The following is a 25,849-nucleotide window of genomic DNA, read 5'->3' as shown; positions in this document are numbered from 1 at the left end:
TGCGTGCGTGCTGCCTCTACGCCTCGGCCAGGCGGACGTCCGCCACCACGCACGTCACGTTGTCCGGTGCGCCCGCCTCGTATGCCAGCGCGATGAGGTGCTCCACGGCCTGCTCGGGGGTGACGGCGGTGGTCAGTACGTCCTGGAGGGTCTCGGGCGGGACGACACCCGTCAGGCCGTCGGTGCACAGGAGGTAGCGCTCTCCGGGGCGGGCCTGGAGGAGCTGGAGGTCGGGGGTGAAGTCGGTGGTGCCGTCGAGGGCGCGCAGGAGCAGGGCACGCTGGGGGTGGGTGGGGGCCTCCTCGGGGGTGAGGCGGCCCTCGTCGATGAGGGACTGGACGAGGCTGTGGTCGTGGGTGATGCGGAAGAGGCCGGAATCGCGGAGAACGTAGGCGCGGGAGTCCCCGATGTGCAGGAGCGCCAGACGGGATCCGGAGCGGAGGAGGGCGGTGAGGGTGCTGCCCGTGGCCTCGTCGTCCGAGGAAGCCGATGGGGCCGACGGGGCCGAGGAAGCCGAGGAGGCGGTGCGGTGGGCCCGCCGGGCCGCTTCCTCCAGGGCGAGGAGCGGATCGGCGGAGGTGAGGTCCGACTCCTCCAGTGGCGTGAGCGCGTCGATGGCGGCGGCCGCGGCCAGGGCGCCGCCCGGGCCGTAACCGTCGGCGACGGCCAGCAGCCGGCGGCCCGCGTGGGCGGCGTCCTGGTTGGCCGGACGGACCAGGCCCCGGTCGGTCCGGGCCGCGTAGTGCAGGGTCAAGGGGGCGGGTGTGGCGGTCATGGCAGTCTCCTCGTCCTTCCGCTGAAGCTGGTCGACGAGAAAGGCGGCCAGGTCACGGCGGGCAGCCGTATCGGCCTCCACCTGCGCCCAGTACGCGGCGACCGCCTCGGCCGCCGCGGACGGCGTCAGCTCGCACACCTCACGGATGCGGGCGAGCGGCATACCGAGCCGGCGCAGCCAGGCGACCAGCCGGGCCCGCTCCAACTGGGCCGGGGCGTAGTGGCGGTAGCCGTTGACCGGGTCGACGTGGGCCGGGCGCAGCAGACCGAGTTCGTCGTAGAGGCGCAGGGCCTTCGGCGAGAGCCGGGAGGCGCGGGCGAACGCCCCGATGGTGAGGAGCTCCGCACTTTCGGCTCTCCGCGTCATGACCCGCCTCCTCCCTTTCCGCTTCTCCTCGGTCAACCGCTCGGTCGGCCACTCGGTCAACCGCTCAGTCGGCCACTCGTTGAACTACTCGTTCAACCGCCTTCCTCGTGCCGGGCGTCAGAACCGCCCGGCACGACCGATGCTGGGGCTTTCCCCAAGGTCAAGGTCAAAGGGCACGGCCAAGGGCACGGTCACAGGACAAGGTCACAGGGCACGGTCACAGGGCACGGTCACAGGACAAGGCCAGGACGAGGCCACAGGGCACGGTCACAGGACAAGGCCAGGACGAGGCCACAGGGCACGGTCAAGGGCGGACCAGCTGGTTGAGAGCCGCTGCCGTCAGGGCCTCGACTCCCATGGTCAGGGTCGGCCGGACCACCGGTGCGAAGTGCGGGGAGTGGTTGGAGGGGATGTCCTGGGCCAGGCGGCCGGCGGCGAGTGCGGTGCGGAAGGCGTCGGGTTCCCAGCCGCCCAGCCACCAGTAGTAGAGGGGCGCTCCGGCGGCGGCCGCCAGGAGGCCGGCGTCCTCGCTGCCGGTGGCCGGCTCGTACGCGAACAGGCGCTGTTCGCCGAAGAACCGGGTGAACTCCGCGTTGACCTGCCGCAGGGTGTCCTCGTCGTTGACGGTGACGGGGAAGGAGTCGAGGACCGCCGTCTCGGGGGCACGGTCGGCGCCGGAGGCGGTGGCCTCGGCGCGGGCGATGCGGTCGATCGAGGCCAGTACGGCGGTGCGTACCGTCTCGTCGAAGGTACGGACGCTGAGCCGTACGACGGCCCGGTCGGGGATGACATTGGCGGTGTCCCCGGCGTGGAAGGAGCCGACGGTGACCACCACCCGGTCCTTGGGGGCGACCTCACGGGCCACGACGGCCTGCACCCGCTGCACGAAGGACGCCGCCATCAGGATCGGGTCGACGGTGGTCTCGGGGCGGGAGCCGTGGCCCCCGCTGCCGTGGAAGGTGATCTCCAGGCTGTCGGCGGCCGCCATACAGGCGCCGGGGCAGTACGCGATCAGCCCGGCGCCGAACGGGGCGACATGCTGCGCCAGCACCACATCGGGCGTGGGGACCAGACCCTTGCTGTAGAGCCCGGCGTCGACCATGGCAGCGGCGCCGCCACCGCCCTCCTCGGCGGGCTGGAAGAGGGCGATCAGCGTGCCGGACCAGCGGTCGCGGGCGGCGGCGAGCAGATCGGCGGCGCCCAGCAGGCAGGTGACATGGACGTCGTGACCGCAGGCGTGCATCCGGCCGGGGACCGTGGAGGCGTAGTCCAGGCCGGAGTCCTCGGTGACGGGCAGTGCGTCCATGTCGGCGCGCAGCAGGACCGTCGGGCCCGGGCCGTTGCGGAGTACGCCGACGACGCCGGTGCGGGCGATGCCGGTGGTGACCTCGTAGCCGTACTCGGTCAGCCGGCGGGCGGCCTCGGCGGCGGTACGGGTCTCCTGGAAGCCGAGTTCGGGGTGGCGGTGGAGGTCCTTGTAGAGGGTCACGAGGTCGGCGAGGCGGTGGTCGTCGAGCGGGGCGAGGACGGTGGCGACGTCCGCCGGAACCGCTCCGTCCGCCGTGCCCGCCGTACCGCTTCTCGTACCCCCTATACCTGACGTACCCGCTGTACCTGACGTGCCCGCCATACCTGTCGCGCCTACCGAGTCGGCTGTCCCGTTCTCGTTCCCGTTCCTGTTCCTGTTCCCGTTCTTCTCACTGTCGCTCATCTCCGCATTCGACCATGAAGCACCCGTCGGCATCGAGAGCCCCCCACGGGTCCCCACGGGCCCGCCACATGCCCCCTCCGGGAGGCCGGCGCCACCTCGGGGCGCCGGAGCCGCTCTCCCCGTAACCCCCGTCCCACTGGCCGGACTTGTCGGTTGCCCCACTCAATCATCGTGACACCGGGGCCCGCGGCTGCAACCGTGGATCACCCGCCTGCGCCCGGGAGCAGCAGGCCCAAGTCCACGACCGGAGGCTGACGTTGGCCACCTCACCCCACCGTCCGACCGGCGATCCCCAGGACATCACGGCGCACCTGGTGGACCAGGCGCTGGGGCATGTCTTCGCCGCCGCCTTGCGCACCGCCGCCCACTACCGCATCGCCGACCACCTCGCCGAGGGCCCGCGTACCGTCGAGCAGCTGGCCGTCGCCACCGATACCCACGCCCCGCAGCTCCGGCGTGTGCTGCGCTACCTGGCCACCCGCGGCATCTTCCGGGAGGACACCACCGGTGCCTACCAGCTGACACCGGCCGCCCAGCCGCTCCGTACCGACGTACCCGATTCGCTGCACTCCGCCGTACTGATGATGACCGACGAACTGTTCCTGCGGACCTCGGCCGCGATGCCCGAAGCCGTACGGCACGACGGGGCGTCCTTCGAGCGGATCTTCGGGGCGCCCCTCTTCGAGCACCTGCTGACGGATCCGGCCGCCCGGCGGCTCTTCGACGACGGGATGGCGTCGCTGTCCGCGCCGGCGGACGAGGCGGTGGCGGCCGTGTACCCGTTCCCCGAGACCGGCACGGTCGTGGACGTCGGCGGCGGCCGCGGCGGACTGCTGCGCGCCGCCCTGCGCCGCCACCCGCAGCTGACCGGTGTGCTCTTCGACCAGGCGCCGCCGCTGGCCCACCACCTCCTGGACAGCGACGAGCTCAAGGGCCGCTGGCGCACCCAGGAGGGCGACTTCTTCACGTCCGTACCGGAGGGCGGCGATGTCTACGTCCTCAAGCACGTCCTGCACGACTGGCCGGATGACGCCTGCCGGCGCCTCCTGCGGACCTGCCGGGCGGCGATGGCGGCCGGCAGACGGCTGCTGGTCATCGAGTCGGTACTGCCGCCTGGCAACGCTCCGCACTTCGGCAAGACCATGGACGTGGCGATGATGGCGGTGGTCGACGGGCGGGAGCGCACCGCGGACGAGTTCGCGACGCTGCTGGCGGCGGGCGGGTTCCGGCTGACGCGGGTGCTGCCGACCGCCGCCTGCCCCTCGATCGTCGAGGCCGTCGCGGAATAGCCCTCGGACACCGATGGACCACATGGGCCACGCCCCACGACCACCCGGCCACACCGCACGACCACCCGACCACACCGCCCGACCACCCGGTCACCCGGCCGGCGGCCCGGCCCGACACGCCGCGCCCGGCTCCCCTCCTGCGCGGCGCCACCCGCCCGCGCTCTACTGAGCTCTACTGATCCCGGCCACCCAGCCACCCGGACGCCTGGCCGCCCGAACATCGACCGCCCGGACACCTGGCCGCCCGGCCGCCCCGGCCGACGAGAGGAGCTGCCGTGCCGGTCCTCATGCAGGCCCGCCCGCGCGACGAGCAGCACCGCGCCGCCACCCCGCTGGAGCTCTTCTTCGACCTGTGCTTCGTCGTGGCGGTGGCGCAGGCCGGCCGCCAGCTGGCGCACGCGCTGGCCGAGGGCCACTGGGGGCACGGCGTGCCGGGCTACCTGATGGTCTTCTTCGCGGTGTGGTGGGCGTGGATGAACTTCAGCTGGTTCGCGTCGGCGTACGACACCGATGACTGGCTCTACCGCGTGGTGACGCTGGTCCAGATCGCCGGGGTGCTGATCCTGGCCGCCGGCGTGCCGCGGGCGTTCGGGCACAGCGACTTCGGCGTCGTCTGGTTCGGCTATCTGGTGATGCGGCTGGCGCTGGTCAGCCAGTGGCTGCGGGCCGCGCACGGCAGCCAGGGGGCCGAACGGCGTACCGCGCTGCGTTACGCCTGGGGAGTGACGGTGTGCCAGGTCGGCTGGCTGGGTCTGCTGCTCCTGCCCAAGAGCGTGCTGCCGTGGGTGTTCCTGGTGGTGGCGGTGGCGGAGCTGTCCGTACCGGCGCTGGCCGAACGGCAGCGGCAGACGGCGTGGCATCCGCATCACATCGCCGAGCGCTACGGCCTGTTCACCATCATCGTGCTCGGCGAGACGATCGCGGCGGCCACCGTGGCGGTGCAGTCGGCGCTGGACGACAACGACGAGCTGAGCACCCTGCTGCCGATCGCGGCCGGCGGGCTGCTGCTGGTGTTCGCCGCGTACTGGATCTACTTCGCGGTGCCCATCCACCTCCACCTGCGTTCGAACCGTCAGGCGTTCCTGTGGGGCTACGGCCACTACCTGGTGTTCGGCTCGGCGGCCGCGATCGGCGCGGGCATCGAGATCGCCGTGGAGCAGGCGTCCGGCAAGGCGCATCTGACGGTGTACGAGGCGGCGGCCTGTGTCACCGTGCCGGGTGCGCTGTTCCTGTTCACGGTGTGGCTGATCCACTCCCGCCACCAGAAGCGGGGGGTCGCCCAGCAGCTGGTGCTGCCGGTGACGTCGGTGCTGGTCCTGGCGTGCACCGCGGCCGGCCAGTGGGCGGTCCTGTCGGCCGGTCTGGCGGCGTCGGTGGCGGTGGCGGTCGGTGTCACCCTTACGGCCCGTCAGGGCACCGCGCTGGCGGAGTAGCGGAGCGACTACGGCAGGGTCTCCCGACGCCCTCCTCCGGGCTCCCTTCGATGCCCCCTTCGATGCCTGCTCCGAGAGGCCCCGAACCCCCTTCGGCGCCTGCGGCATACGGCCCCACACCATCCCCCACAGGCGTGTCGAACAGCCGTACTGCCACGGGCGCCGCTCTGATCCCGGATCAGATTCAGCCATCTTCCGCATCGGCTAAAAAAGGCCCGTCACCAGCACTGCCTCGCCCGGAGCCGCTCCCCATTCCCCGCCAATTGCCTACCAATGGACTCTGCTTATCCGAGCTTCGTCCTCCTGTTCCCCACGCTTCACCTCGGCCACCGGAGGCGCGCCGACGCAGACGCGGTAGGGTGCAGATTGCCCTTTTTATGACAGGGGACTTCCCTGCCGAGGACTGCCCTGCCGGGGAGTTCGCGCGCCGGAGAGGTCCCTGGCAGGCACCAGAGAGTTCGCCGGCAGGCGCCGGAGAGTTCGCTGGCAGGGGTCTCCCCCGGGAAGCCCCTGGGCCGACCACCGTCCGTACCTGAGGAGACGCCAGCCATGGCCCGCCACGCTCAGTCCTCCCGCACGCGGACGAGACTGTCCCGGCGCAGCAAGGCCGTGGGAGGTCTCGCCCTCTCCACGCTGGTGGGCACCGCCCTGTGGGCGTGGCCGGCGTCGGGCGACGATCACGAAAACCTGGCCGACGCCAAGAGCACCACGTCCAGGACCGCTTCCGGCCCGGACACGCCACGTGATCCCGCCGTCGCCGCGAAATCCGCCCCGAACGCCACACCGAAGGGCACGATCCCCGGTCTGAGCGACGCCACCCGCAAGCGGATACCGGCCAACGCCCGGCAGGTGCTCGTCGTCACCGGCCAGGACATGGACTCCTTCCAGTCCCGGGTCGTCCTGTACACCCGTAAGGACGCTTCCAGCGCCTGGGAGGCGGGCCCCACCTGGTCGGCGCACAACGCCGCCCACGGCTGGACCGACGACCACCACTACGGCGATCTGCGCTCCCCCATCGGCGTCTACACCCTCACCGACGCCGGCGGCCGGCTGTCCGCCCCCGAGGGCACCAAGCTCCCGTACGACCGCAACGACCGGTTCATCGCCGACGGCACCGGTGTGGAGGGCGAGCCGCTGGCCGGCGCGTTCGACTACGTCATCGCCATCAACTACAACCGGGAACAGGGCACCTCCCCCCTGGACCCGCAGCGTCCCCTGGGCGACTCCAAGGGCGGCGGCGTCTGGCTGCATGTCGACCACGACGGCCCCACCCAGGGCTGTGTGAGCCTCAAGCCCAAGGCGATGCGGGAGCTGCTGCGCACCCTGGACCCCAGCCTGCACCCGGTCGTCGTGATGGGACCGGCCCATCACTGACCGGCCGGCGGCGACGCTCCCGACGGGGCCCCGGGACGCGCTGACCGATGTCCCCGGCCTCCGGGTCGGCCATGCCCGGCACAGCGGTGACGGCGCGCTCACCGGTACCACCGTCGTGCTCGCCCCCGAGGGCGGCGCCATCGCGGCCGTCGACATACGGGGCGGCGGGCCCGGCACCCGGGAGACCGACGCACTGGACCCGCGCAACCTCGTCCCGCGTGTGGAGGCAGTGGTGCTGACCGGCGGCAGCGCCTTCGGTCTCGATGCCGCGTCCGGTGTCGTCGGCTGGCTGGAGGACCACGGTCGCGGCTTCCGGGTGGGCCCCGGCCCCGCGCAGGTCGTGCCCGTCGTCCCGGCCGCCGCGCTCTTCGACCTGGGCCGCGGTGGCGACTGGCGGGCCCGGCCGGACGCCGCGCTGGGCCGTGCCGCGGCCGAGGCGGCGGCAGCCACCGGCTCCGGTGCCCCGGTCGCCGAGGGCAACACGGGCGCCGGCACCGGAGCGGTGGCCGGCGGCATCAAGGGCGGTATCGGCACCGCGAGTACGGTCCTCCCCAACGGCACCACCGTCGCCGTCCTCGCCGCCGTCAACGCCGCGGGCTCGTTCGCCGACCCTCGCACCGGCGCCCTCTACGGCCGCTGGTACGAAGGCCGCCCCGTCGCCCTTCCGTCCCCGGACGTCCACGCCGCCGCGGTACGCCGGCTCGCCGAGGCCAGGGAGGCCTCCCTGGTCCGCTCGGCCGCCGCCGCGAACCCGCCCCTCAACACCACCCTCGCGGTGGTCGCCACCGACGCCGCCCTCACCCGCGCCCAGGCCCGCAAACTCGCCGGCACCGCCCATGACGGCCTCGCCCGCGCCCTACGGCCGGTCCATCTCCTCTCCGACGGCGACACGGTCTTCGCGCTGTCCACCGCCACCCGCCCGCTCGCCCCCGAAGAGGCCGTCGCCGAGCCCGTATTCGGTGTGCACGCGGAGGCCGCCGCCCTGAACGACATCCTGGCCGCGGGCGCCGACGTCGTGACCCGCGCCGTGGTACGGGCCGCCCTGGCGGCGGAGACGGTGGACGGACCGGGCGGCGTCTTCCCGTCCTACCGGGAGCTGTACGGCGAGTCCTAGGCCCTGTCGTCAACGACGTCGCTCAGACCCCCACCGCTCCGAGCACCGACCCGGCCGCGTACGTGACCGCCATGGCCAGCACCCCGCCGCCCATGTTCCGCAGCACCGCCGGCCCCTCCGGCGCGGCGCCCAGCCGGGCGCTGGTCCAGCCGCACAGCGCCAGCGCGCCGAGCACCGCGGCCGCCGTGATCCACAGCCGGTGCCCGGCGGGCAGCAGCACGATCGCCAGCAGCGGCAGCAGCGCGCCGGCCGTGAAGGCCAGGAAGCTGGCGCCGGCCGCATGCCAGGGCTGGGTGAGTTCATCCGGGTTGATACCCAGCTCGACCTCGGCGTGGGCGCGCAGGGCGTCATGCCGGGTCAGCTGCTCGGCGACCTCCCGGGCGAGCCGCGGCTCCAGGCCCTTGTCCGCCAACAACTCGGTGAGCTCGTCGAGTTCGGCCCGTGGTTCGGTGGCCAGCTCCCGCTTCTCCTCGGCCAGCGCGGCCCGTTCCGCATCACGCTGGGTGGAGACCGATACGTACTCACCGGCCGCCATCGACATCGACCCGGCCAGCAGTCCCGCCAGACCTGCCGTCAGCAAGGTGCCGCGGTCACCGGTCGCACCGGCGACTCCGACGACCAGGCCTGCGGTGGAGACGATGCCGTCGTTGGCGCCGAGGACCGCGGCCCGCAGCCAGTTGAGCCGGCTGCCGAGCGCGCCGCCGTGCGCCTCGTCATGGTCCGGTGTCCGAGCGGTCACCGCCAGAGCGTCTCACCCCGGCCGGCCACGGACCACCCGACGCGACGCGACATGAGGTGAGCGTTCCCCCGTCCGACGCGACGTGACACGGGCCTTCCCCGTCCCGTACGACCTGACATGACGTGGGCGTTCCCCCGTCCGACGCGACGTGACACGGGCATCCCCCGTCCCGTACGACCTGACATGACGTGGGCGTTCCCCCGTCCGACGCCCGCGCCACGCCCCGATGTGGCCGGTGGTAGAAACAGCCATATGCCCGCACCACCCCCGTCCCCCTCCCCGTCCCAGCCTTCGTCGCAGCCTTCGTCGCAGCCGCCGCGCACGCTCGTCCGGCGGGCACCCCGCGGACCCGCGCCGCGCCGCCGGCTGTGGTGGCACCGGCTGATCTTCGGGCTCTGGTACCGGCCGGTGGACGTCATGGACGAGGCGCGGGACCGCAGTGCGTGGAGCGCGGCGGTGCTGCTGTCCTTGATCAGCGGCGGCGTCGGCGTGGTCTCGGCGGATGCCTTCCACACCCAGTGGGCGGTCGACCATGACGCGGCGCTGCAACTCGTCGGCCTGGCCGAGGCGGGGGTGCTCGCCGCCAGCCTCGCGCTGGGTACGGTCACCCATGCGATAGCCCGCACGCTCGGTGGCAACGGCCGCTTCGCGCCGACCGCGAGCCTGTTCATCGTGCTCTTCTGGGTAACGGACCTGCCGCGGCTGGCGATCGCCGCCTGGCTGCCGGCGGACGCCACCTTCGTACAGGCGGCGACCTGGACGACCTGGGGATTCGGTTACGTCCTCGCGGTGCTGCTCATACGGGGTCAGCACCACCTGTCGACCTGGAAGTCCGCGGCGACGGTGTCGGTACAGATGCTGGCCGCACTGGCGCTGCTGAAGCTGGGCCCGATGCGCTGAGCGCTCTGCGGCGGCCGGGGTGCGGGGCGCGGCAGTCGCGTCGTGGTGCGCCGGTGCAGTGCTGCGGTGGTGCAGTGGTGCGGTGGTGCGGTGGTGTGCGGTGGTGCAGTGGTCAGCTACGGCTGGTCAGTTGCCGTACCAGGCCCTCGAACGCCTCCCGCTCCTCAGCGGTCAGCTGTACGCACTCCGCCGGCGGCCCTGCCGGGCCGGTCTGCCGTGGCACCGTGCCGAGCAGCTCCGGCACCGCGGGCAGTTCCTCCTGGCCGCGCCCCCGCTCCCCGTAGCGGGCCCGCATCTCCCGCCAGTCCTGCCGCATGGTCGTCTCGTATCGCCCGTACCGCAGCAGTCTGATGAGTACGACGGCCCAGACAACGGCCACCGTGAGAAGTACGCCGAGGCCGATCTGCTGCAGAATCGATACAGAGGGGAGCATGCGGTCCTCCCGGAGGGATGAGGCGCTGGGCTGAAGCCAGTAGACACCACACCTCAGGCCCGGCAACAGACGATTCTGGGCCTAAAGTCCTGAAGTGACGCATCTCCTATGACATTTCCCCTCATTTCCGATGTGAACACCTCCGAACACCGCACGGCTGTGCCGCAGCCGCAGGCGAATTCCCCACCCCGGCCCCACAACCGGCACCCTCGCCGCGCCGCACCGCGCCATCGCGACCGCGCCGGAGCACCGGTGCGCCCGCCCTCGCCGCCACCCCGCCTGGACGAGGGCGGCGCCCTGCTGGGAACCTGGCTGTCGGGACCGACCAACCACCCTCTCCCGCCGCGAATGTGACGTTCGTCACAACGCAACCCCGGTCGCAACCAAACCTGCCCGCACGCGCTGTTTACCAGCACGGAATCAGACAACGAACCACACAACACCCCCGTATGGAGCAGCTCGTGACAACGCCGGACAACTCCGTGGCCGCCCGGTCCCGCACCCCACACCAGCTCCTCCAGGCGGCCGGGCAGCAGACTCCGGGTGCGCCGCACCGCGCCCGCCGGGCACGCCGGACGCTGACCGTGACCGCCCTGTTCGCGGCGGGTGCGCTGGCGCTGTCCGCCTGCGGTGGCGACGCGTCGGCCGGTGGCGCCGACGACGGCAAGAACGGCCAGGCCGGTGCGGACGCCGCGGCCAAGAAGGACGCCTCGGACGCCAAGATCACGGTCTCCGCCAAGAACGGCGCCGCCGACGCCAGCATCAATGACACCGGTGTGAAAGTCACCGGAGGCAAGTTGACCGATGTCAAGCTCACCGTCGCCGACACCGGCACCGCCGTGGAAGGCGCCATATCGGCCGACGGCACGTCCTGGAAGCCCGGCGCCCAGCTGGAGCGCGGCACCAAGTACAAGATCGTGGCGAACGCCAAGGACGCCAAGGGACGTGCGGCCACCGAGAACGTCACCTTCACAACGGTCTCCTCGGCCAACAGCTTCATCGGGACGTACACCCCCGACAGCGGCGCCAAGGTCGGCGTCGGCATGCCGGTGTCCTTCAACTTCGACAAGGCCATCACCAACAAGAAGGACGTCCAGGCCCACATCACGGTGACCTCCAGCAGCGGTCAGGAGGTCGTCGGCCACTGGTTCGGCTCCCAGCGCCTGGACTTCCGGCCGAAGGACTACTGGAAGGCCGACTCCAAGGTCACCATGAAGATCGACCTGGACGGGGTGAAGGGCGCCGACGGCGTCACCGGCGTGCAGTCCAAGACGGTGTCCTTCACCATCGGCCGCTCGCAGGTCTCCACGGTCGATATGAAGACCCAGATGATGACGGTCGAGCGGGACGGCAAGACGTACAAGTCCATCCCGATCTCCGGCGGCAGCTCCGAGCACCCGACCTACAACGGCCAGATGGTGATCTCGGAGAAGTTCACGCAGACCCGTATGGACGGCTCGACGGTCGGCTTCGGCGGTGAGTACGACATCAAGGACGTCCCGCACGCCATGCGGCTGTCGAACTCGGGCACCTTCATCCACGGCAACTACTGGGGCGACCCGTCGATCTTCGGCAACGCCGGTACCAGCCACGGCTGTGTCGGCCTGCGCGACAACAAGGGCGGCGGTGGCGACACCCCGGGCAAGTGGTTCTTCGACGAGTCGCTGGTCGGCGACGTCGTCATAGTCAAGAACTCGCACGACAAGACCGTTCAGCCGGACAACGGCCTCAACGGCTGGAACCTGTCGTGGGCGGACTGGAAGGCCGGCAGCGCGGCCTGATCCGCACGACGGCACGGCAACACAACAGGGCGGTGGCCGGCCCCTCCCGGGAGGGGCCGGCCACCGCCCTTTACGCATCCGCTCTCGCGCTTTCGCATCCGCTCTCGCGGCAGCGCGCTACTTGCTCTTCGGACAGAGCACCCTTCGGACAGAACACCGGAGCCCCGACGCCGGCAGTGAAGCGGCACCGGGGCTCGTCCTGCCGGGTACGGGCTCAGGCGGCCTCGTCGAACCCCGTGTCGCGCGCCATCCGCTTCAGCTCCAGCAGCGCGTGCTTCTCGATCTGCCGGATCCGCTCACGGGTCAGGCCGTGCTGCTTGCCGACCTCGGTCAGCGTGCGCTCACGGCCGTCCTCGATGCCGTAGCGGGCCTTGATGATCGAGGCGGTGCGGTGGTCGAGGCGGTCGATCAGGTCCTCCAGCTCCTCGCTGCGCAGCAGCGTGAGCACGGACTGCTCGGGCGAGGCCGCGGAGGTGTCCTCCAGCAGGTCGCCGAACTGGGTGTCGCCGTCGTCGTCCACGGACATGTTGAGGCTCACCGGGTCGCGCGCCCAGTCCAGGACGTCGGTGACGCGGGCGGGCGTGGAGCCCAGCTCGCTCGCGACCTCCTCCGGCTCCGGGTCGCGGCCGTTCTCGCGGTTGAACTCACGCTGCACCCGACGGATCCGGCCCAGTTCCTCGACGAGGTGCACGGGCAGCCGGATCGTGCGCGACTGGTCGGCGATGGAGCGGGTGATGGCCTGGCGGATCCACCACGTCGCGTACGTGGAGAACTTGAAGCCCTTGGTGTAGTCGAACTTCTCCACGGCACGCACCAGACCGGCGTTGCCCTCCTGGATCAGGTCCAGCAGGGGCAGACCGGCGCGCGGATAGCGCCGGGCGACGGCGACGACCAGCCGGAGGTTGGAGCGGATGAAGACGTCCTTGGCCTTGGCGCTCTCCGCGGCCAGCGCCTCGAGCTCCTCACGGCCGGCACCTGCGGCGTTGCCGTCGGCGACCTCGCCGTCCAGGATCTGCTGGGCGTAGACGCCCGCCTCGATGGTCTGGGACAGCTCGACCTCCTTGGCGGCGTCGAGCAGGGGCGTACGCGCGATCTCGTCGAGGTACATGCCGACCAGGTCGCGGTCGGCGATCTCCCCGCCTACGGCGCGAACACTGTGGGCCCCGCCAGAATCGCTGGTGCTTTCCTGGCGACGGGCGACGGCACGGGTTGCCATGCGTGTGCTCCCTTTGCGATGAGTCGGTCGCGGGACGGTGGGCGGGCCGGTTGCGGCATCGGTGGCCGTGTGTCTGCGGCTGCACACCGACTGCGATGCCGGTGCGTCCACCGCACCTCCACCGCATCCACTGCGATGCTTGCCGAGTGGCCCGTCCGATGGAAACAACGGCTGGAATCCGGACAGAATTCCCACACGGCTCCGTTATTTTTCTGATCATGCAGTACCCTGCGCCTCGCGGAGGGGGTCGCATGCCGGTCGAGCACGGGGAAGTGCAGGTCAGAGCGGGCGTCGAAGCGGACCTGCCGGCCCTTACGGATCTCTACAATCACTACATCCGCGAGACCTGCATCACCTTCGACACGGAGCCCTTCACCGCCGAACAGCGTCGCCCGTGGTTGCTCTCCCACCCAGAAGACGGTCCCCACCGCCTTCTGGTTGCGCATCGGGGGCCCCGGGCCGACGATGCGCCCCTCGGCCCCGGAAATGCGCTGCGCCCCGGAGACGCGCTGCGCCCCGCACACCGCCGGCAAGAAGCACCTGGGCTGATCCAGTTGACGTGCCCGGTCCCCGGGTGTCGCCTGGATGGGGAGGGGAGGGCAAGCGAGAGGAGCCCGCCATGGACCAGCACGCCCGCCGGCACGGCGCCAGGGCCGCCGGCTCACACGGCACCGTCGAGACCGAACACGGCGCGACGCCGGACACCGGCGACCGGCCCCCGGAGCAGACCTCCCGCCTTGCCGCCATGGCCGGACGCGTCCCGCCGACCGTGTCCCTGCCGATCATCGCGGCGCTCGCCTTCGGCTGCTTCACGATCTTCCGCGCCCACGCCGCCGGCATGAAGGGCGGCCCCGCCCTCCTCCACGGGGTGGCCGCGGCCGTGGTCACCGGCGCCCTGGGGCTCGTCGTGGCGCACTTCCAGAAGACCATGCTCACGGAGACCCGTGCGATCGCCTACGGCGCGCTCTTCGGCGCGGCAGTGGGCTGGAACTACAGCCTCGGCGGGGAGACCATCCTCAAGTCCTCCGGCTTCGGCTTCGCCCTCGGCGCGGTCATGTTCGTCACCGCCCTCTATGTCTTCCGTACACATCGGATCCGCGAGCCTCACGGCACGCACCGGTCCGCTGCGCTTGGCTGACCTCCCACGTTGTTGGCTTTCCCGCCGTGCTTGTTGCTCGCCGTTTGGCCTGGCAGCCGGCTGTTCTTTCGGCTTTCGCGCCGTGGCGCCTGGCGGCGGGCCGTTACCGCTGCGCGGGGCTGTACGTCACGGGTGCGCCCCTCCGAACTTCGTTCTGCGGTGCGCCCCCTCCCGTGGGTGGGTGGAAGAAGACCGGTGGGGGTGTACGTGATCCCTTGCGTGCCCGCAGTGGACCACTCGCGTACACCCCCACTCACCGTTTTTCCTCCCACTCACGGGAGGGGCCGCTCCGCAGGACGAAGTCCGGAGGAGCGGACCCGCACCCGACACACCCACGCCCGCCGCAGGCGCAACGGCGAAACGGAAGGTACGGCGCCGCAGACAAAAACGTGGGAAGGAGGACCACAGTCGTAGGACGGAAGCCCGTTCCGCGCCGATATAGGGCGACCTAGCCTCGGGAGGCATGGATACGACGCACGGAACACTCGACGAGGCCTTACAGCGCCTGCACGCCTCCGGACCCGAATTCCAGGGCTTTCTGGCCAATCACGGGCCGATGGCGGTCGAAGCCATGGTCCGTAACGGACAGGCCCGTACCGTCCACCGCTGGCTCGACTCGTACGAGAACAAGCTCGAGGACGCACCGAGGGCCCGCGCGCGGATCACGGACGACAACTGGAGGGAGGCGCTGGGGGATCCCGGCCGGGTCGCCGACTGGACCGCGTACTTCACCCAGCTGATCGGCGAGCGCCCCTGGCGTGAGGTCCTGGCCGCATGGTGGCCGCGCCTGCTGCCCGGCATCGCCGGCGCCGCCACCCACACCGTCATCCGGCTGGGGCATGCGGTACGCGGCATCCTGGACGAAGAAGGGGAAAGGGGCGAGGAAGAGGGGCCGAGGGTCGCGGAGTTGGCGCAGGCGCTCGGTTACTGGGCCGCCCGTCACCTGGCCCTGCCCCTCCCCGTGCACCCCGTCGGCCAGGCCACCCCGGCCGAAGCGCTGGCCGCGATCCCCCGCGTCGCCCGCCAGCGGGTTTCGGCGCTGGAGGGTTACGAGCAACTTCCGGGTACTCCCGGCTGGTTGAGTGCCACGGAGGCGCTGCACGTCCCCGCGGATCCCGAAGCCGCACGAGAGGGGCTGACCGCACTCGTACGGGCCGCCACCCTCAACTACGCCGACTACGGCCACGGGAACGCCGTCATGCTGGTGCACGCCGCCACCGCACCGAACGCGGTCCTGCGCACACTGCCCGCGCTCCCCCGGGAGCTATGGGCGAGCTCCTTCGCGGCGGCCTGGGCCGCGACCTCCGCGGTCACCGCCGTTTTCGCGGCCGGCATGCCGCGTCGTCCTGCTCCGAACGCCTCGTCGGTCACCCCTGAGGAGGTCTTCGAGCGGGCGGTCGCCCACGGCGACGAGCATGCGATCAAGTTCGCGGACACCGCGCTGGACGTGGCGTCGTCCGGCGACGGCGAGACCCGCACCCGTGCCCTCTCGGCGGCCCTCCATGCCGTCCAGCTGATCGAGGGAGACGGCTGAGGGTCTGGCCCCATATCAAGGGCTCGGCATCGGCGACATCGGCACCGCGCGGCGTCACACTGGTAAACGTCGAGTTTCGGCCCTGTCCGATGTCTTTAAAAGTTAAAGAGCTCTCTGAGCGGTGAGAGAGTGGATGGTATGAGCAACAAAACCGCAGCCGAGCCGCGCTGGCTCACCGACGAGGAGCAATACGCCTGGCAGTGCTACCTGCACGCCACCACGCTCCTGGAGGATCACCTCGACCGTCAGCTGCAGCGCGACGCCGGGATGCCGCACGTCTATTACGGGCTGCTCGTCCAGCTGTCCCGCGCGCCACGACGCCGGATGCGGATGACCGAGCTGGCCCAGAACGCCAAGATCACCCGCTCCCGGCTCTCGCACGCGATCGCCCGCCTGGAGAAGAACGGCTGGGTGCGCCGCGAGAGCTGCTCGTCCGACAAGCGGGGGCAGAACGCCCACCTCACGGACGAGGGGATGCGGGTACTGGAGAAAGCCGCGCCCGGACACGTCGCCGCCGTCCGGGCCGCGATCTTCGATCGCCTCTCCCCTGAGCAGATCGGCCAACTGGCCGAGATCTGCCGCGTGATGACCGAAGGACTGCAACCGCACGGCGCCGACCTCCCCTGGCTCCGCTGACAGCTCAGCGGAACCGGGAGAGGCCGGCGCCTGCGGGAGGGGGAGCAGGGGGGCTGGAGATCAGTGCGCCATCACCGGGACGGTCAGTGCGCCATTACCGGGACGTGGACCTCGTCGTCGCCCTCGGACGCCCCCTCGGCCGTGCCCGCGCCGTCCCCCGACGAGGCCGCCGGCGAACCGCCGCCCGGGCGTCCGGTGTTGACGAGGGTGAAGGCGATCGCGCCGGCCAGCAGCAGGATGCCGACCGCCCACCAGATGGCGGCGGTGTAGCCGTGCACCATCGACTGGAGCTTGAGCAGGTCCGCCGAGCGCGCGCCGGCCGCGTGCGAGGTGGCGTACGCCGTGGTGGCGCTGGCCGCGATGGTGTTCAGCAGCGCGGTACCGATCGCGCCGCCCACCTGCTGTGACGTGTTGACCATCGCGGAGGCGACACCGGCGTCGCGCGGCTGGACGCCGTGCGTGGCGAGCGACATGGCCGGCATGAACGCCGTACCCATACCGAGGCCCATCAGCAGGAACCCGGGCAGGATCAGTGCGGGGTAGGACGTGTCCAGGTCGATCTGCGTCAGCACCAGCATGCCGAGAGCGGCGATCACGAAGCCGGGAGCCATCAGCAGCCGCGGCCGGATCCGGGTCATCAGCCGGGCGCCGATCTGCGTAGAGCCGGTGATCATGGCGGCGACCATCGGGAGGAACGCCAGGCCGGTCTCGACCGGCGTGTAGCCCTTCACGATCTGCAGGTAGTACGTCAGGAAGAGGAAGAGACCGAACATGCCGATCACGGCCAGACCCAGCGAGGCGTAGACACCGGCCCGGTTGCGCTCGGCGACCACCCGCAGCGGCAGCAGCGGGGCCTTCACCTTGGACTCGACCAGCACGAACGCCAGCAGCAGCACGGCGGCCGCGACGAACAGCCCGAGCGTCGGACCGGCCAGCCAGCCGTCGGACTCGGCGCGGGTGAACCCGTACACCAGCGACACCAGGCCGAGCGTGGCCAGGACGACGCCGGGGACGTCCAGCCGGGAGCGGTTACGGCTCCCCGCGGGCTCGCGGATGACCAGCAGGGCGCCGGTCGCGGCGACCACGGCGAACGGGATGTTGACGAAGAAGGTCCAGCGCCAGTCCAGGTACTCGGTCAGCAGGCCGCCGAGGGTCAGGCCCACCGCGCTGCCACCGCCGGCGATCGCACCGAAGATGCCGAACGCCTTGGCGCGCTCCTTGGCCTCGGTGAACGTCACCGCCAGCAGGGACAGCGCGGACGGCGCCAGCAGCGCGCCGAAGACACCCTGCAGCGCACGGGCGCCCAGCAGCATGCCCTCGTTGGCCGCGATCCCGCCGAGCGCGGAGGCGACCGCGAATCCGGCGAGTCCGACGATGAAGGTGCGCTTCCGCCCCCACAGGTCGGCGACCCGGCCGCCGAAGAGCAGCAGACCTCCGAAGGCCAGCGCGTAGGCGGTGATCACCCACTGCCGGTTGGCGTCGGTGATACCGAGATCCGCCTGGGCGGAGGGCAGCGCGATGTTCACGATGGTCGCGTCGAGGACGACCATCAGCTGGGCGAGCGCGATGAATATCAGCGCTTTCCAGCGCCGGGGATCGACGTGTGTGGCCGTTTCTGGCATGGGGGGATCCACCTAGTGGTGCGAAGTGAGCGAAGAACGGGACGAGTGGTTCGGGACAGCTGGACGGATGGGCGGATGGGCGGATGGACGGATGCGCTGATCAGGACGGACGAGCAGGTGCGGGAGCGGCGCCGCGCTCGGTGACGGGTACGGATCAGTGACGGGTGCGGATCAGTGACGGTGCGGATCAGTGACGGGTACGGGCCGCCGGTCGCGCGCGGCGCCTCAGGTCCGCCAAGGTCGCGGCGGAACCGGGCAGTTCGGAACGGGCGGGCGTCTGCAGACCGTCCAGGAACAGTTGCAGATGCCGGTGCACGAACATGTCGAACCCCGGACACGCGCCCCCGGGCTCGGCCTGGGCGGCCCCCCAGCCGGGGAGCGGCCGGGTGAGCTGGGTGATCGCGACCATCAGGTCTCCGACGTCGATGTCGGTACGCAGCCGGCCGCTGTCGCGCGCGGCGCCCATGAGGGCCTCCACGGCCCCCTCCAGGCGCTCACGTGCCGCGACCAGATCCGGGTGGTCGCGGTCGACGCCGTCGGAGAGCAGGGGGCACAGCGCCCCGATCCGCTCCGCCACCGCGTCGTGGGCGAAGCGCCTCAGCGCTTGGAAGGCATCGGACTCCTCGGCAAGGGCGCGCTCCGCGCGGTCTGCGGTACGGGACATGACGGAGAGCGTGACGTGGTGGATCAGCTCCAGGCGATCCGCGAAGTGACGATAAAGCGTCGCATTGCCGACCCCTGCGCGTCGAGCGATTTCATCGAGCGGGACGTCGGCGCCGGACTCGACCATCGTCTCCCGGGCGGCCGCGATGATCCGCTCCCGGTTGCGCAGGGCGTCGGCCCTCAGGCGGGGCGGCCTGCCCCCGTCATCGGCCTTACCGACCTGCGCGCAGGCGGCGACGGTGGTCATAGCCCTCCCCTCCTGCCGTCAGTGGATACACGAGTCCGGAGTGATCGGTGATCCGGGGAGATGCTCCCCGTTTCCGCCGGACGTGTGGTGAAACGGGGAACACCTCCCCGGTTATTTCCCGCACTGCCCGTGACCTGCGCCACACCCCCGAGAAGGCGAGTCCCAGGTGGCCCCATGACTCCAGTGGATGCAACCCCGCGCGCGAGCGGCCATCCGGCGCCCCAAGGTGAGCGGTATGAAGCACAAGGTTTCCGCCGTGCTGGCCGCAGCCGCGGCCACCGCGACCGCGGCGATAGCCCTGGGCTCACCCCCCAGCGCCGTGGCCATACCCACGGCGCCCGGCGTCCGTCCCAGCGGCCCCTGCGCCCTGCGCGGGGTCGCCGATGACGTCGGCGAATCCGCCGGGACCCCGGACGGCTTCGCCCGCTCCTCCGGCCTCGTACGGGCGCTGACGCTCTTCGTCGACTTCCCGGACGCCCGCGCCACCATGCCGCCCAGCGCCCGCTTCGCCGAGTTCTTCCCGGCCGTCACGGACTTCTTCCGCACCAGCTCGTACGGCAGGCTGAGCTACCGGCCGATACCGCTGTTCCGGTGGATCCGCATGCCGCAGCCGCTCGCGGCGTACGGCATCACGCGCGGCGCCGACTTCGACCCGGCCTCGGAGAGCGGCTACCCCGCGCTGTCCCGGGACGTCGTCCGCACCGTCGACCCGATCGTCGACTTCCGCGACTACGACGTCATCAACATCATCGCCACGCCGAACGCGGGCCCGCCCGCCACGAGTACGGTCCTCTCGGTCACCTTCAGCGGGGGCGACATGGGGCTGTGGACCGCCGACGGGGTGCCGTTCCGGAATGCGTCGTTCATATGGAGCCGGCAAGCGGGGCTCAGCGCCTTCCGCGTCCTCAACCACGAGAACGCGCACAGTTTCGGCCTGCCCGACCTCTACTACACCGACGCCCGCCGCACCCCGCCCCTCGTCGGCCACTGGGACCCGATGGACGAGGACTGGGGTCCCAGTAACGATTTCCTCGGCTGGCACAAGTGGAAGCTCGGCTGGCTCTCCGCCGACCAGGTGCACTGCGCCCCGCGCCACGGGACACCCGGCGAACACACGCTCACCCCGGTCTCCAGCCCCGGCGGCACCAAGATCGTCGTCATTCCGGCCTCACCGCACACCGCCCTGGTGGCCGAGGCCCGCACCCGCGGCCTGCTCGATCCCGCCGTCTGCCGACCCGGCATCCTGCTCTATCGCGTCGCCGCCGATGTCCGGTCCGGCCACGGCCCGCTCCGCATCGTGGACGCCGCCCCGCACAGCGGCGGCTGCTACCCGGGCGACGAGTACGTCCACTCGGAACTGACCGACGCCACGTTCCGCCCGGGCCAGACCTACACCGACCCCAGCGGCGCAGCGGTCACGGTCCTCACCGAGAACCAGGACGGCACCTACCGGATACGGGTGACCCCGGCCCGCACCTGATGCGCCTGAACCTGGCACCCCTGAAAGGGGTGGGGCCGGTCACCCCCGCCCCTCCGCCAGCCAGTGCCGTTGCCCGATGGTGATCAGCCGCAGCTGCCGGCGCGCCGTCCGCACCACCTGACGGGCCGCGCCCCGCTCCCCGTCCTCCTCGGCGTCCAGCAGTGCCGCCGCCGTGGTCACCAGCCGGTCCACATACAGCTCCGCCAGCATCTGCACCTCGTCGGCGCGCCAGCCCTCCGACTCCGGCTGGGACGTGAGGGCCTCCGCCACCTCCTCCGCGAACCGGTCCAGTTCCCCGGCGATGGCCTGCCGTACGGCCCGTACGCCGCCGTGCCGCTCGCGGGCCATGAACCGGATGTGCAGGGGGTGTTGCCGGACATGCCGCTCCACGACCGCGACCGTACGGTCGATCCGCTCCTCGGCCAGCTCCTGCTCGGCGAGGATCGCCCGCACCATCGCGTGCAGGCTGCCCAGCGCCTCCTCGACGAGCGCGACGCCCAGCTCGCCCATGTCCCGGAAGTGCCGGTAGAACGCGGTCGGGGCGATACCCACCACCCGCGTCACCTCCCGCAGTCCCAGGCTGCTCAGGCTCTGATCCGCCAGCAGGCCGAGTGCCGCGTCGAGCAGCGCCTGGCGGGTCTTCTGCTTCTGGGCCTGCCGGACCCCAACGGTGTGACTCATATCATCCAGTAAACAACTGTTCTCCGAATACCTCCAGCCGCGGCACGCCGTATGCTGGCATCACTGAGTGAACAACTGTCCTCCGAAACTCCGAATCCCTGCATCCTCGAATCCCTGCATCCTCGATTCTCCGCATCCCCGAATCCCTGCACAGCGCCTCTCGCCTCTCGCCTCTCAACTTCGCGAGACTCCTTCCGAACGGGAAAGGCAGATCATGCTGTTCCTCGTCGCAGCCCTCGTCCTCCTGGGGATCGTGCTGGGCGCCGCGGCACACCTCCCCCTCTCCGCCACCCTCGTCGCGGCGGCCGCCATCTCCGGCTGGCTGCTCGTCTTCTCCCTCCGCGAACTCCGCGCACGCCACCACCGGGCCGAGGTGACCTCCCGATGACCGCGCTCAGCGAAGCCCGACCGACCGCCGCGGCCGAACCGGCCGAATCCGCCGAGTCCGCCACATCCGCCCGCGCCCACGCCGACGGTATGGCCGTGGCCTCCTTCGTCCTCGGCCTGGTCGGCACCCTGGTCCTCAACCTCGTCCTCGGGCCCTGCGCCCTGGCCCTCGGCGGCCTGGCCCTGGCCCGGGGCACCACCCGCCGCGGCCGCGCCCTCCTGGGCCTCGCCCTGGGCGTCGCCGACCTGCTCCTGCTCGCCTTCCTGGTCACCACGGACGGCACCGTCAGCTGGCACATCCCCGGCTGATTCCAGGGGTGTTCACATAGTGATCACCCTCTGGACAACGATTCGAATCCCTCTAATCTTTCGATCATGACCCGTGCAGCGCTCCCTCCGACCGCGGCCCGTACCAGAGCTGTCGAGCCGTCAGCCATGCGCGAGATCCTGGCACTTACCGCACGTCCCGAGGTTGTCTCGTTCGCCGGCGGACTGCCCGCTCCCGAGCTCTTCGACGTGCCCGGGATAACGGCCGCGTACGAGCGCGTGTTAGCCGAAGCGCACGGGCGCGCACTCCAGTACTCGACCACCGAGGGAGACCCCGAGTTACGGGAGGCGGTGGCGGCCCGGCTCAGCGCGCGCGGTCTGCCGACCGGCCCCGACGGCCTGCTCGTGACCACGGGTTCCCAGCAGGCGCTCACCCTCGTCGTCTCGACGCTGCTGGACCCCGGCGACACCGTACTGGTCGAGGACCCCGGCTACTTGGCCGCTCTCCAGTGCTTCGCCTTCGCGGGCGCCCGCGTGGTACCCGTGCCGACCGATGACGGCGGACTGTCCCCCGCCGCCCTCGAAGAGATCGTGGTACGGGAACGCCCCAAGCTGCTCTACCTCGTACCGACGTTCCAGAACCCGACCGGCCGGACCCTGTCGACCGAGCGCCGCCGGGCCGTGGCGGAGATCGCCGAACGGCACGGCTTCTGGATCGCCGAGGACGACCCGTACGGCGATCTGCGCTACGAAGGCGCGCACGAACCGTGGATCTCCTCGCTGCCGGCCGCGGCCGACCGCACCCTCCTGCTCGGCTCCTTCTCCAAGATCATGGCCCCTGGTCTGCGCCTCGGATTCCTCCGGGCGCCCGCCGAGCTGCTGCGCGCCTGCGTGATCGCCAAGCAATCGGCCGATCTGCACACCTCCACCATCGACCAGGCCGCCGCGGCCCGTTACTTCCGTGACGCGGACCTCGACGCCCATCTGGCGCGCCTGCGGGCCGCCTACCGGGAGCGCCGGGACACTCTGCTGAACGGCCTGCCGGACGCCTTACCGGCGGGCAGCAGCTGGAACCGCCCGGATGGCGGGATGTTCGTCTGGGCCCGGCTGCCGGAAGGGCAGGATGCCACCGAGCTGCTCAAGACCGTGGTCGAGCACGACGTCGCCTACGTCCCGGGCACGCCCTTCTACGCGGGGGCGCCGGACCCGAGCACGCTCAGGCTGTCGTTCATCACGCACGCGCCGGAGGAGATCGGCGAAGGACTGCGCAGGCTCGCGAGAGCCTGTGCCGCGGCATCCGCCGGAGCGTGACACCTCGTCATGTGTGACGGCGCGCTACGCGTTACGGGGCGTTACGCATGACAGGGCGTTACGCGTTACGCGTTACGGGCAGATGAAATCTCCGTCAAAAACACGGAGTTGTACGTCAGGAAAGCGGAGTTGGGTGTCAAGAGAACGGGGGCTGGACGTGAGGGCAATACGTCCAGGAAGACGGGAACTTGCAGGAGCTGCGAGGGTGTTGAGGGAACTTCCGTGGCGCGCGGAGCGCGTTGCCGAGTCCATCGGCCGGTCCTCGACAGGCACAGATGCGGCGCTTGAGGGGCATGCGGCCGCGGTCGGTGTACCTCACGGAGGGTCCGCGCCGACGCACGGGAATTCATGTCTGATCGGAGACCTGATCGGATAACGGACGCTGGATAAGCCTGCGTTGCTGCTCATCATGTTCCCCCAAATGAACGATGCGCTGACCGCCGGGGCACACGCCCGGCCAGTCGGGTCCACCGCCCGGAAGTCAAACGGAATGGAAAAGTCAAGATCAAGAGTCTCCTCATGTGATCCGTGTCTCGATGCGGCAAGAACCCCCGATGTCCACCTGCCACCCGCCTTTGACCTCGCACTCTGCGTGACGGGCACTTGTCGATCTTGCCCTCAGGGGTTAGTGTCAGCTCCCAGTTGCCGCGAGGGCCGAGGGGCACGGCCCGGGCGACTGTTCGCCTGACATCGGCAGGCCGTCGTAAACCTCACGAACAACGGTGTCGTGGTTTACGTGCATCGGCTCCCAGCGGAGCCGGCAGTGGTCTTCACACCCCCACCAAGGGCCGGCTCGGCTCGCCATTTGGGGGCGATATCGCCTGTTGCGGTAATCCGCCCCCTCACCCGCGGTCGCGTCGTCTTCCTCGTGTGGGGCTCCCCTGGCTCGTGAGGGCTCTCCTGGACGGATCGGCGATGTCGGCGCTCCACCGGGCAATCCTCTCCGCACCTCTTCCGCATCAACTTTTCGATTTCATCTTCAACCGCCGTCCTTGTCACGCAAGATGGCGCACGGAGGAACCTGATGTATTACACGGTCACCAACAGCATCGACAAGATCTCCAAGCCGCTGCTGGACAGCTTTGAGCGACTGAGCGCGGACCCGTATCTCAAGGGCGACTTCGTATTCCGCTACCGGTCCTTCGGTGAAGGACGCGTCAAGGGTGAAGAGATCCTATGGATCGAGGAAGGCGACTTCTTCCAGAGCTCGGACATCAACAACTACGCCGGTGGTATGCAGCGCAGGTTCGCGCCGCTGGGGCATGAGGCCCGGGAGTTCGTCGCACAGCTGATGGCGGACCCGGCCACGCGCACGATGTTCAGCGGTGAGGAACTGACCATCGGTGTCCACCAGATGCGGGTCATCGCCGATGACGCGCACACCGGATATCCGGCGCCCGAGGGTTTCCACCACGACGGTTTCGACTATGTGGCGGTCACCGCGATCGCGCAGGACAACGTCAATGGCGGTACGTCCATGATCGCTGATGCCACGAGTGAGGAGATCATCGTTTTCGACCGTGCCATGAACGCCGGCGAGACCCTGATCCTGGACGACAAGGCGGTGAAACACTACGTCTCGCCGTTCACCCCGAAGCTCCCGGGCCAGGCGCGTCGCGATGTGATCGTGGTAACCGTCAAGGTCGATGACTGAGGTCGCCGCCCGGGCCGCCGCAGCCGAGCCGGACGGGGGCGAACCGGACGGGAGCCACCCGGCAGGGAGCGAGACGGCACCGCGCGACGACTTCCGGCAGGCACTGCGTGACACCGTCCCCGTGGCGATGGGGTACACCCCGCTCGGCGCCGCGTTCGGAATTCTCCTCGTCAACAGCGGGCTCGACTGGTATTGGGCGCCCTTGTCGGCGGCGCTCATCTTCGCCGGGTCGATGGAGTTCCTCGCCGTAGGAATGATTACGGCGGGAACTCCGCTGCTCCAGGTCGCGGTGATGACGCTGGCGGTGAACTTCCGGCACGTCTTCTACGCCCTGTCCTTTCCCATGCAGCTGCTGAAGGGGTGGCGGCGCCGGGTCTACGGCGCCTTCGCCCTGACCGACGAGACCTATTCGCTCCTGGCCACGATTCCCCGGGAGGAGATGACCGCGAACCGCCTGACGTTCATCCAGCTCCTCAGCCATCTCTACTGGGTGGGTGGCAGTCTCATCGGCGCGCTGCTGTCCTTCGGGCTGCCGGCGTCCATCGACGGGCTGTCGTTCGTACTGACGGCGCTGTTCGTGGTGCTGGCGCAGGACTGCTTCTACAAGCGCAAGGATTCCGCTCCCACCATGATGGGGCTGGCGGCGGGGTTCGTCGCGCTCACCGTCGGCGAGAAGAGCTTCCTGGCGGTCGCACTCACCGTCTATGTCGCGATGCTGCTCGGCTGGTACCTCCTCCAACGGAAGAGGGCTCCCGAGGAGTTGAGCACATGACGGGCGGCCTCTACATTCTGAGCGCCATTCTGGTGATCACGGGTGTGACGTTCGCGCTGCGCGGCCTGCTGTTCGTTGCTCTGCGGCGGGTCGCCGACTCCGACATCATGCGCTACTTCGGTGTGGCCATGCCCGGCGGCGTCATGCTCATCCTCGTCTTCTACACCGTAAGCTCCACGGACTTCTCCCACTCCCCTTACGGGCTGCCGACTCTCGCGGGTATCGCCGCGACCTCGGCGGTCTACCACTGGCGGAGGAATCCCCTGCTGGCCATCGTCGTCGGCACCGGCATCTTCCTCGTCCTCAACCGGACTCTCGGCTGAACT

24 protein-coding genes and 1 pseudogene are annotated in these 25,849 nt (G+C 70.5%); 17 read left to right on the top strand and 8 right to left on the bottom strand.

Features of this window, described 5'->3' with window-relative positions; all coding sequences use genetic code 11:
- Window positions 1-16: 16 nt before the first annotated feature.
- Both ACFY12_RS17130 and ACFY12_RS17125 read right to left on the bottom strand, forming a co-directional pair.
- Window positions 17-1,141: a MerR family transcriptional regulator gene (locus ACFY12_RS17130; protein WP_390716582.1), complete on the bottom strand. Its 1,125-nt coding sequence runs from the start codon at window positions 1,139-1,141 to the stop codon at window positions 17-19.
- A gap of 304 nt (window positions 1,142-1,445) precedes the next feature.
- Window positions 1,446-2,771: an amidohydrolase gene (locus ACFY12_RS17125; RefSeq protein WP_390716581.1), complete on the bottom strand. Its 1,326-nt coding sequence runs from the start codon at window positions 2,769-2,771 to the stop codon at window positions 1,446-1,448.
- Window positions 2,772-3,109: 338 nt separating this feature from the next.
- On the opposite strand from ACFY12_RS17125, the gene ACFY12_RS17120 reads away from it, so the two are divergent.
- The 4 genes from ACFY12_RS17120 (at window position 3,110) to ACFY12_RS17105 (ending at window position 8,062) form a co-directional block, all read left to right on the top strand.
- Window positions 3,110-4,141: a methyltransferase gene (locus tag ACFY12_RS17120; protein ID WP_390716580.1), complete on the top strand. Its 1,032-nt coding sequence runs from the start codon at window positions 3,110-3,112 to the stop codon at window positions 4,139-4,141.
- Window positions 4,142-4,416: 275 nt separating this feature from the next.
- Window positions 4,417-5,574 carry a low temperature requirement protein A gene (locus tag ACFY12_RS17115; RefSeq protein ID WP_390716579.1) on the top strand — a complete coding sequence of 386 codons (1,158 nt, stop codon included), beginning with the start codon at window positions 4,417-4,419 and terminating at the stop codon, window positions 5,572-5,574.
- A gap of 549 nt (window positions 5,575-6,123) precedes the next feature.
- Window positions 6,124-6,948: a L,D-transpeptidase family protein gene (locus ACFY12_RS17110; protein WP_390716578.1), complete on the top strand. Its 825-nt coding sequence runs from the start codon at window positions 6,124-6,126 to the stop codon at window positions 6,946-6,948.
- Window positions 6,941-8,062 (top strand): P1 family peptidase, encoded by a 1,122-nt coding sequence (locus ACFY12_RS17105; RefSeq protein ID WP_390716813.1) that lies wholly within the window; start codon window positions 6,941-6,943, stop codon window positions 8,060-8,062. Before ACFY12_RS17110 ends, ACFY12_RS17105 begins: the two co-directional genes overlap by 8 nt.
- 22 nt (window positions 8,063-8,084) lie before the next feature.
- Here ACFY12_RS17105 and ACFY12_RS17100 read toward each other — a convergent pair whose 3' ends face one another.
- Window positions 8,085-8,801, bottom strand: coding sequence for a VIT family protein (locus ACFY12_RS17100; protein ID WP_390716577.1), 717 nt, complete (start codon window positions 8,799-8,801; stop codon window positions 8,085-8,087).
- 366 nt (window positions 8,802-9,167) lie between these two features.
- Here ACFY12_RS17100 and ACFY12_RS17095 point away from each other — a divergent pair, with 366 nt between their 5' ends.
- Window positions 9,168-9,701 (top strand): YIP1 family protein, encoded by a 534-nt coding sequence (locus ACFY12_RS17095; protein ID WP_390716812.1) that lies wholly within the window; start codon window positions 9,168-9,170, stop codon window positions 9,699-9,701.
- Window positions 9,702-9,813: 112 nt separating this feature from the next.
- Here ACFY12_RS17095 and ACFY12_RS17090 read toward each other — a convergent pair whose 3' ends face one another.
- Complete coding sequence (locus tag ACFY12_RS17090; RefSeq protein WP_390716576.1) at window positions 9,814-10,134, bottom strand: hypothetical protein; 321 nt, start codon at window positions 10,132-10,134, stop codon at window positions 9,814-9,816.
- 449 nt (window positions 10,135-10,583) lie between these two features.
- Here ACFY12_RS17090 and ACFY12_RS17085 point away from each other — a divergent pair, with 449 nt between their 5' ends.
- Entirely contained in the window at window positions 10,584-11,915 is a 1,332-nt protein-coding gene (locus ACFY12_RS17085; RefSeq protein WP_390716575.1) for an Ig-like domain-containing protein, read from the top strand.
- A gap of 214 nt (window positions 11,916-12,129) precedes the next feature.
- Here ACFY12_RS17085 and ACFY12_RS17080 read toward each other — a convergent pair whose 3' ends face one another.
- Window positions 12,130-13,131 carry an RNA polymerase sigma factor RpoD/SigA gene (locus ACFY12_RS17080; RefSeq protein WP_390716574.1) on the bottom strand — a complete coding sequence of 334 codons (1,002 nt, stop codon included), beginning with the start codon at window positions 13,129-13,131 and terminating at the stop codon, window positions 12,130-12,132.
- 251 nt (window positions 13,132-13,382) lie between these two features.
- Here ACFY12_RS17080 and ACFY12_RS17075 point away from each other — a divergent pair.
- The 4 genes and pseudogenes from ACFY12_RS17075 to ACFY12_RS17060 all read left to right on the top strand — a co-directional run.
- Window positions 13,383-13,581, top strand: a pseudogene (locus ACFY12_RS17075) (GNAT family N-acetyltransferase); the annotation flags it as partial.
- A 169-nt stretch (window positions 13,582-13,750) separates the two neighbouring features.
- Entirely contained in the window at window positions 13,751-14,269 is a 519-nt protein-coding gene (locus ACFY12_RS17070; RefSeq protein WP_390716573.1) for a hypothetical protein, read from the top strand.
- Window positions 14,270-14,732: 463 nt separating this feature from the next.
- Window positions 14,733-15,803 carry a questin oxidase family protein gene (locus ACFY12_RS17065; protein WP_390716572.1) on the top strand — a complete coding sequence of 357 codons (1,071 nt, stop codon included), beginning with the start codon at window positions 14,733-14,735 and terminating at the stop codon, window positions 15,801-15,803.
- Between the two features lie 138 nt (window positions 15,804-15,941).
- Window positions 15,942-16,439 carry a MarR family winged helix-turn-helix transcriptional regulator gene (locus tag ACFY12_RS17060; RefSeq protein ID WP_390716571.1) on the top strand — a complete coding sequence of 166 codons (498 nt, stop codon included), beginning with the start codon at window positions 15,942-15,944 and terminating at the stop codon, window positions 16,437-16,439.
- Between the two features lie 83 nt (window positions 16,440-16,522).
- Here ACFY12_RS17060 and ACFY12_RS17055 read toward each other — a convergent pair whose 3' ends face one another.
- Together ACFY12_RS17055 and ACFY12_RS17050 are read right to left on the bottom strand one after the other, a co-directional pair.
- A complete protein-coding gene (locus tag ACFY12_RS17055; RefSeq protein WP_390716570.1) occupies window positions 16,523-18,061 on the bottom strand; it encodes an MFS transporter in 1,539 nt (512 codons plus the stop codon).
- Between the two features lie 187 nt (window positions 18,062-18,248).
- Window positions 18,249-18,971, bottom strand: coding sequence for a TetR/AcrR family transcriptional regulator (locus ACFY12_RS17050; RefSeq protein WP_390716569.1), 723 nt, complete (start codon window positions 18,969-18,971; stop codon window positions 18,249-18,251).
- Between the two features lie 235 nt (window positions 18,972-19,206).
- On the opposite strand from ACFY12_RS17050, the gene ACFY12_RS17045 reads away from it, so the two are divergent.
- Window positions 19,207-20,451, top strand: a complete 1,245-nt coding sequence (locus ACFY12_RS17045; RefSeq protein ID WP_390716568.1) for a M6 family metalloprotease domain-containing protein — start codon at window positions 19,207-19,209, stop codon at window positions 20,449-20,451.
- A gap of 39 nt (window positions 20,452-20,490) precedes the next feature.
- Here the strand turns inward: ACFY12_RS17045 and ACFY12_RS17040 are convergent, their stop codons facing one another.
- On the bottom strand, window positions 20,491-21,132 hold the full coding sequence (locus ACFY12_RS17040; protein WP_390716567.1) for a TetR family transcriptional regulator: 642 nt from the start codon (window positions 21,130-21,132) through the stop codon (window positions 20,491-20,493).
- Window positions 21,133-21,346: 214 nt separating this feature from the next.
- Here ACFY12_RS17040 and ACFY12_RS17035 point away from each other — a divergent pair, with 214 nt between their 5' ends.
- The 6 genes from ACFY12_RS17035 (at window position 21,347) to ACFY12_RS17010 (ending at window position 25,846) form a co-directional block, all read left to right on the top strand.
- A complete protein-coding gene (locus ACFY12_RS17035) occupies window positions 21,347-21,520 on the top strand; it encodes a hypothetical protein (RefSeq protein WP_390716566.1) in 174 nt (57 codons plus the stop codon).
- The gene (locus ACFY12_RS17030; protein ID WP_390716565.1) at window positions 21,517-21,828 is read left to right on the top strand and encodes a hypothetical protein; all 312 of its coding nucleotides are present in this window, start codon (window positions 21,517-21,519) and stop codon (window positions 21,826-21,828) included. The genes ACFY12_RS17035 and ACFY12_RS17030 overlap by 4 nt, the downstream gene beginning before the upstream one ends.
- 66 nt (window positions 21,829-21,894) lie before the next feature.
- Window positions 21,895-23,097 (top strand): PLP-dependent aminotransferase family protein, encoded by a 1,203-nt coding sequence (locus ACFY12_RS17025; protein WP_390716564.1) that lies wholly within the window; start codon window positions 21,895-21,897, stop codon window positions 23,095-23,097.
- Window positions 23,098-24,121: 1,024 nt separating this feature from the next.
- Entirely contained in the window at window positions 24,122-24,751 is a 630-nt protein-coding gene (locus tag ACFY12_RS17020) for a 2OG-Fe dioxygenase family protein (RefSeq protein WP_390716563.1), read from the top strand.
- Window positions 24,744-25,523, top strand: a complete 780-nt coding sequence (locus ACFY12_RS17015; RefSeq protein ID WP_390716562.1) for an AzlC family ABC transporter permease — start codon at window positions 24,744-24,746, stop codon at window positions 25,521-25,523. The genes ACFY12_RS17020 and ACFY12_RS17015 overlap by 8 nt, the downstream gene beginning before the upstream one ends.
- A complete protein-coding gene (locus ACFY12_RS17010) occupies window positions 25,520-25,846 on the top strand; it encodes a branched-chain amino acid transporter permease (protein ID WP_390716561.1) in 327 nt (108 codons plus the stop codon). The genes ACFY12_RS17015 and ACFY12_RS17010 overlap by 4 nt, the downstream gene beginning before the upstream one ends.
- Window positions 25,847-25,849 lie beyond the last annotated feature (3 nt).

Origin of the sequence: Streptomyces sp. NPDC001339, assembly GCF_042895955.1 — a bacterium.
Taxonomy (GTDB): Bacteria; Actinomycetota; Actinomycetes; order Streptomycetales; family Streptomycetaceae; genus Streptomyces.
The sequence above is the reverse complement of the archived record's forward strand: the minus strand, read 5'-3'. Positions and strand labels throughout refer to the sequence as shown.

Coding starts and splice junctions, on each gene's coding strand:
- ACFY12_RS17130 (WP_390716582.1), bottom strand. CDS start 1,141: ATGACGCGGAGAGCCGAAAGTGCGGAGCTCCTCACCATCGGGGCGTTC.
- ACFY12_RS17125 (WP_390716581.1), bottom strand. CDS start 2,771: ATGGCGGGCACGTCAGGTACAGCGGGTACGTCAGGTATAGGGGGTACG.
- ACFY12_RS17110 (WP_390716578.1), top strand. CDS start 6,124: ATGGCCCGCCACGCTCAGTCCTCCCGCACGCGGACGAGACTGTCCCGG.
- ACFY12_RS17090 (WP_390716576.1), bottom strand. CDS start 10,134: ATGCTCCCCTCTGTATCGATTCTGCAGCAGATCGGCCTCGGCGTACTT.
- ACFY12_RS17085 (WP_390716575.1), top strand. CDS start 10,584: ATGGAGCAGCTCGTGACAACGCCGGACAACTCCGTGGCCGCCCGGTCC.
- ACFY12_RS17080 (WP_390716574.1), bottom strand. CDS start 13,131: ATGGCAACCCGTGCCGTCGCCCGTCGCCAGGAAAGCACCAGCGATTCT.
- ACFY12_RS17070 (WP_390716573.1), top strand. CDS start 13,751: ATGGACCAGCACGCCCGCCGGCACGGCGCCAGGGCCGCCGGCTCACAC.
- ACFY12_RS17065 (WP_390716572.1), top strand. CDS start 14,733: ATGGATACGACGCACGGAACACTCGACGAGGCCTTACAGCGCCTGCAC.
- ACFY12_RS17060 (WP_390716571.1), top strand. CDS start 15,942: ATGAGCAACAAAACCGCAGCCGAGCCGCGCTGGCTCACCGACGAGGAG.
- ACFY12_RS17055 (WP_390716570.1), bottom strand. CDS start 18,061: ATGCCAGAAACGGCCACACACGTCGATCCCCGGCGCTGGAAAGCGCTG.
- ACFY12_RS17050 (WP_390716569.1), bottom strand. CDS start 18,971: ATGACCACCGTCGCCGCCTGCGCGCAGGTCGGTAAGGCCGATGACGGG.
- ACFY12_RS17045 (WP_390716568.1), top strand. CDS start 19,207: ATGAAGCACAAGGTTTCCGCCGTGCTGGCCGCAGCCGCGGCCACCGCG.
- ACFY12_RS17040 (WP_390716567.1), bottom strand. CDS start 21,132: ATGAGTCACACCGTTGGGGTCCGGCAGGCCCAGAAGCAGAAGACCCGC.
- ACFY12_RS17035 (WP_390716566.1), top strand. CDS start 21,347: ATGCTGTTCCTCGTCGCAGCCCTCGTCCTCCTGGGGATCGTGCTGGGC.
- ACFY12_RS17030 (WP_390716565.1), top strand. CDS start 21,517: ATGACCGCGCTCAGCGAAGCCCGACCGACCGCCGCGGCCGAACCGGCC.
- ACFY12_RS17025 (WP_390716564.1), top strand. CDS start 21,895: ATGACCCGTGCAGCGCTCCCTCCGACCGCGGCCCGTACCAGAGCTGTC.
- ACFY12_RS17020 (WP_390716563.1), top strand. CDS start 24,122: ATGTATTACACGGTCACCAACAGCATCGACAAGATCTCCAAGCCGCTG.
- ACFY12_RS17015 (WP_390716562.1), top strand. CDS start 24,744: ATGACTGAGGTCGCCGCCCGGGCCGCCGCAGCCGAGCCGGACGGGGGC.
- ACFY12_RS17010 (WP_390716561.1), top strand. CDS start 25,520: ATGACGGGCGGCCTCTACATTCTGAGCGCCATTCTGGTGATCACGGGT.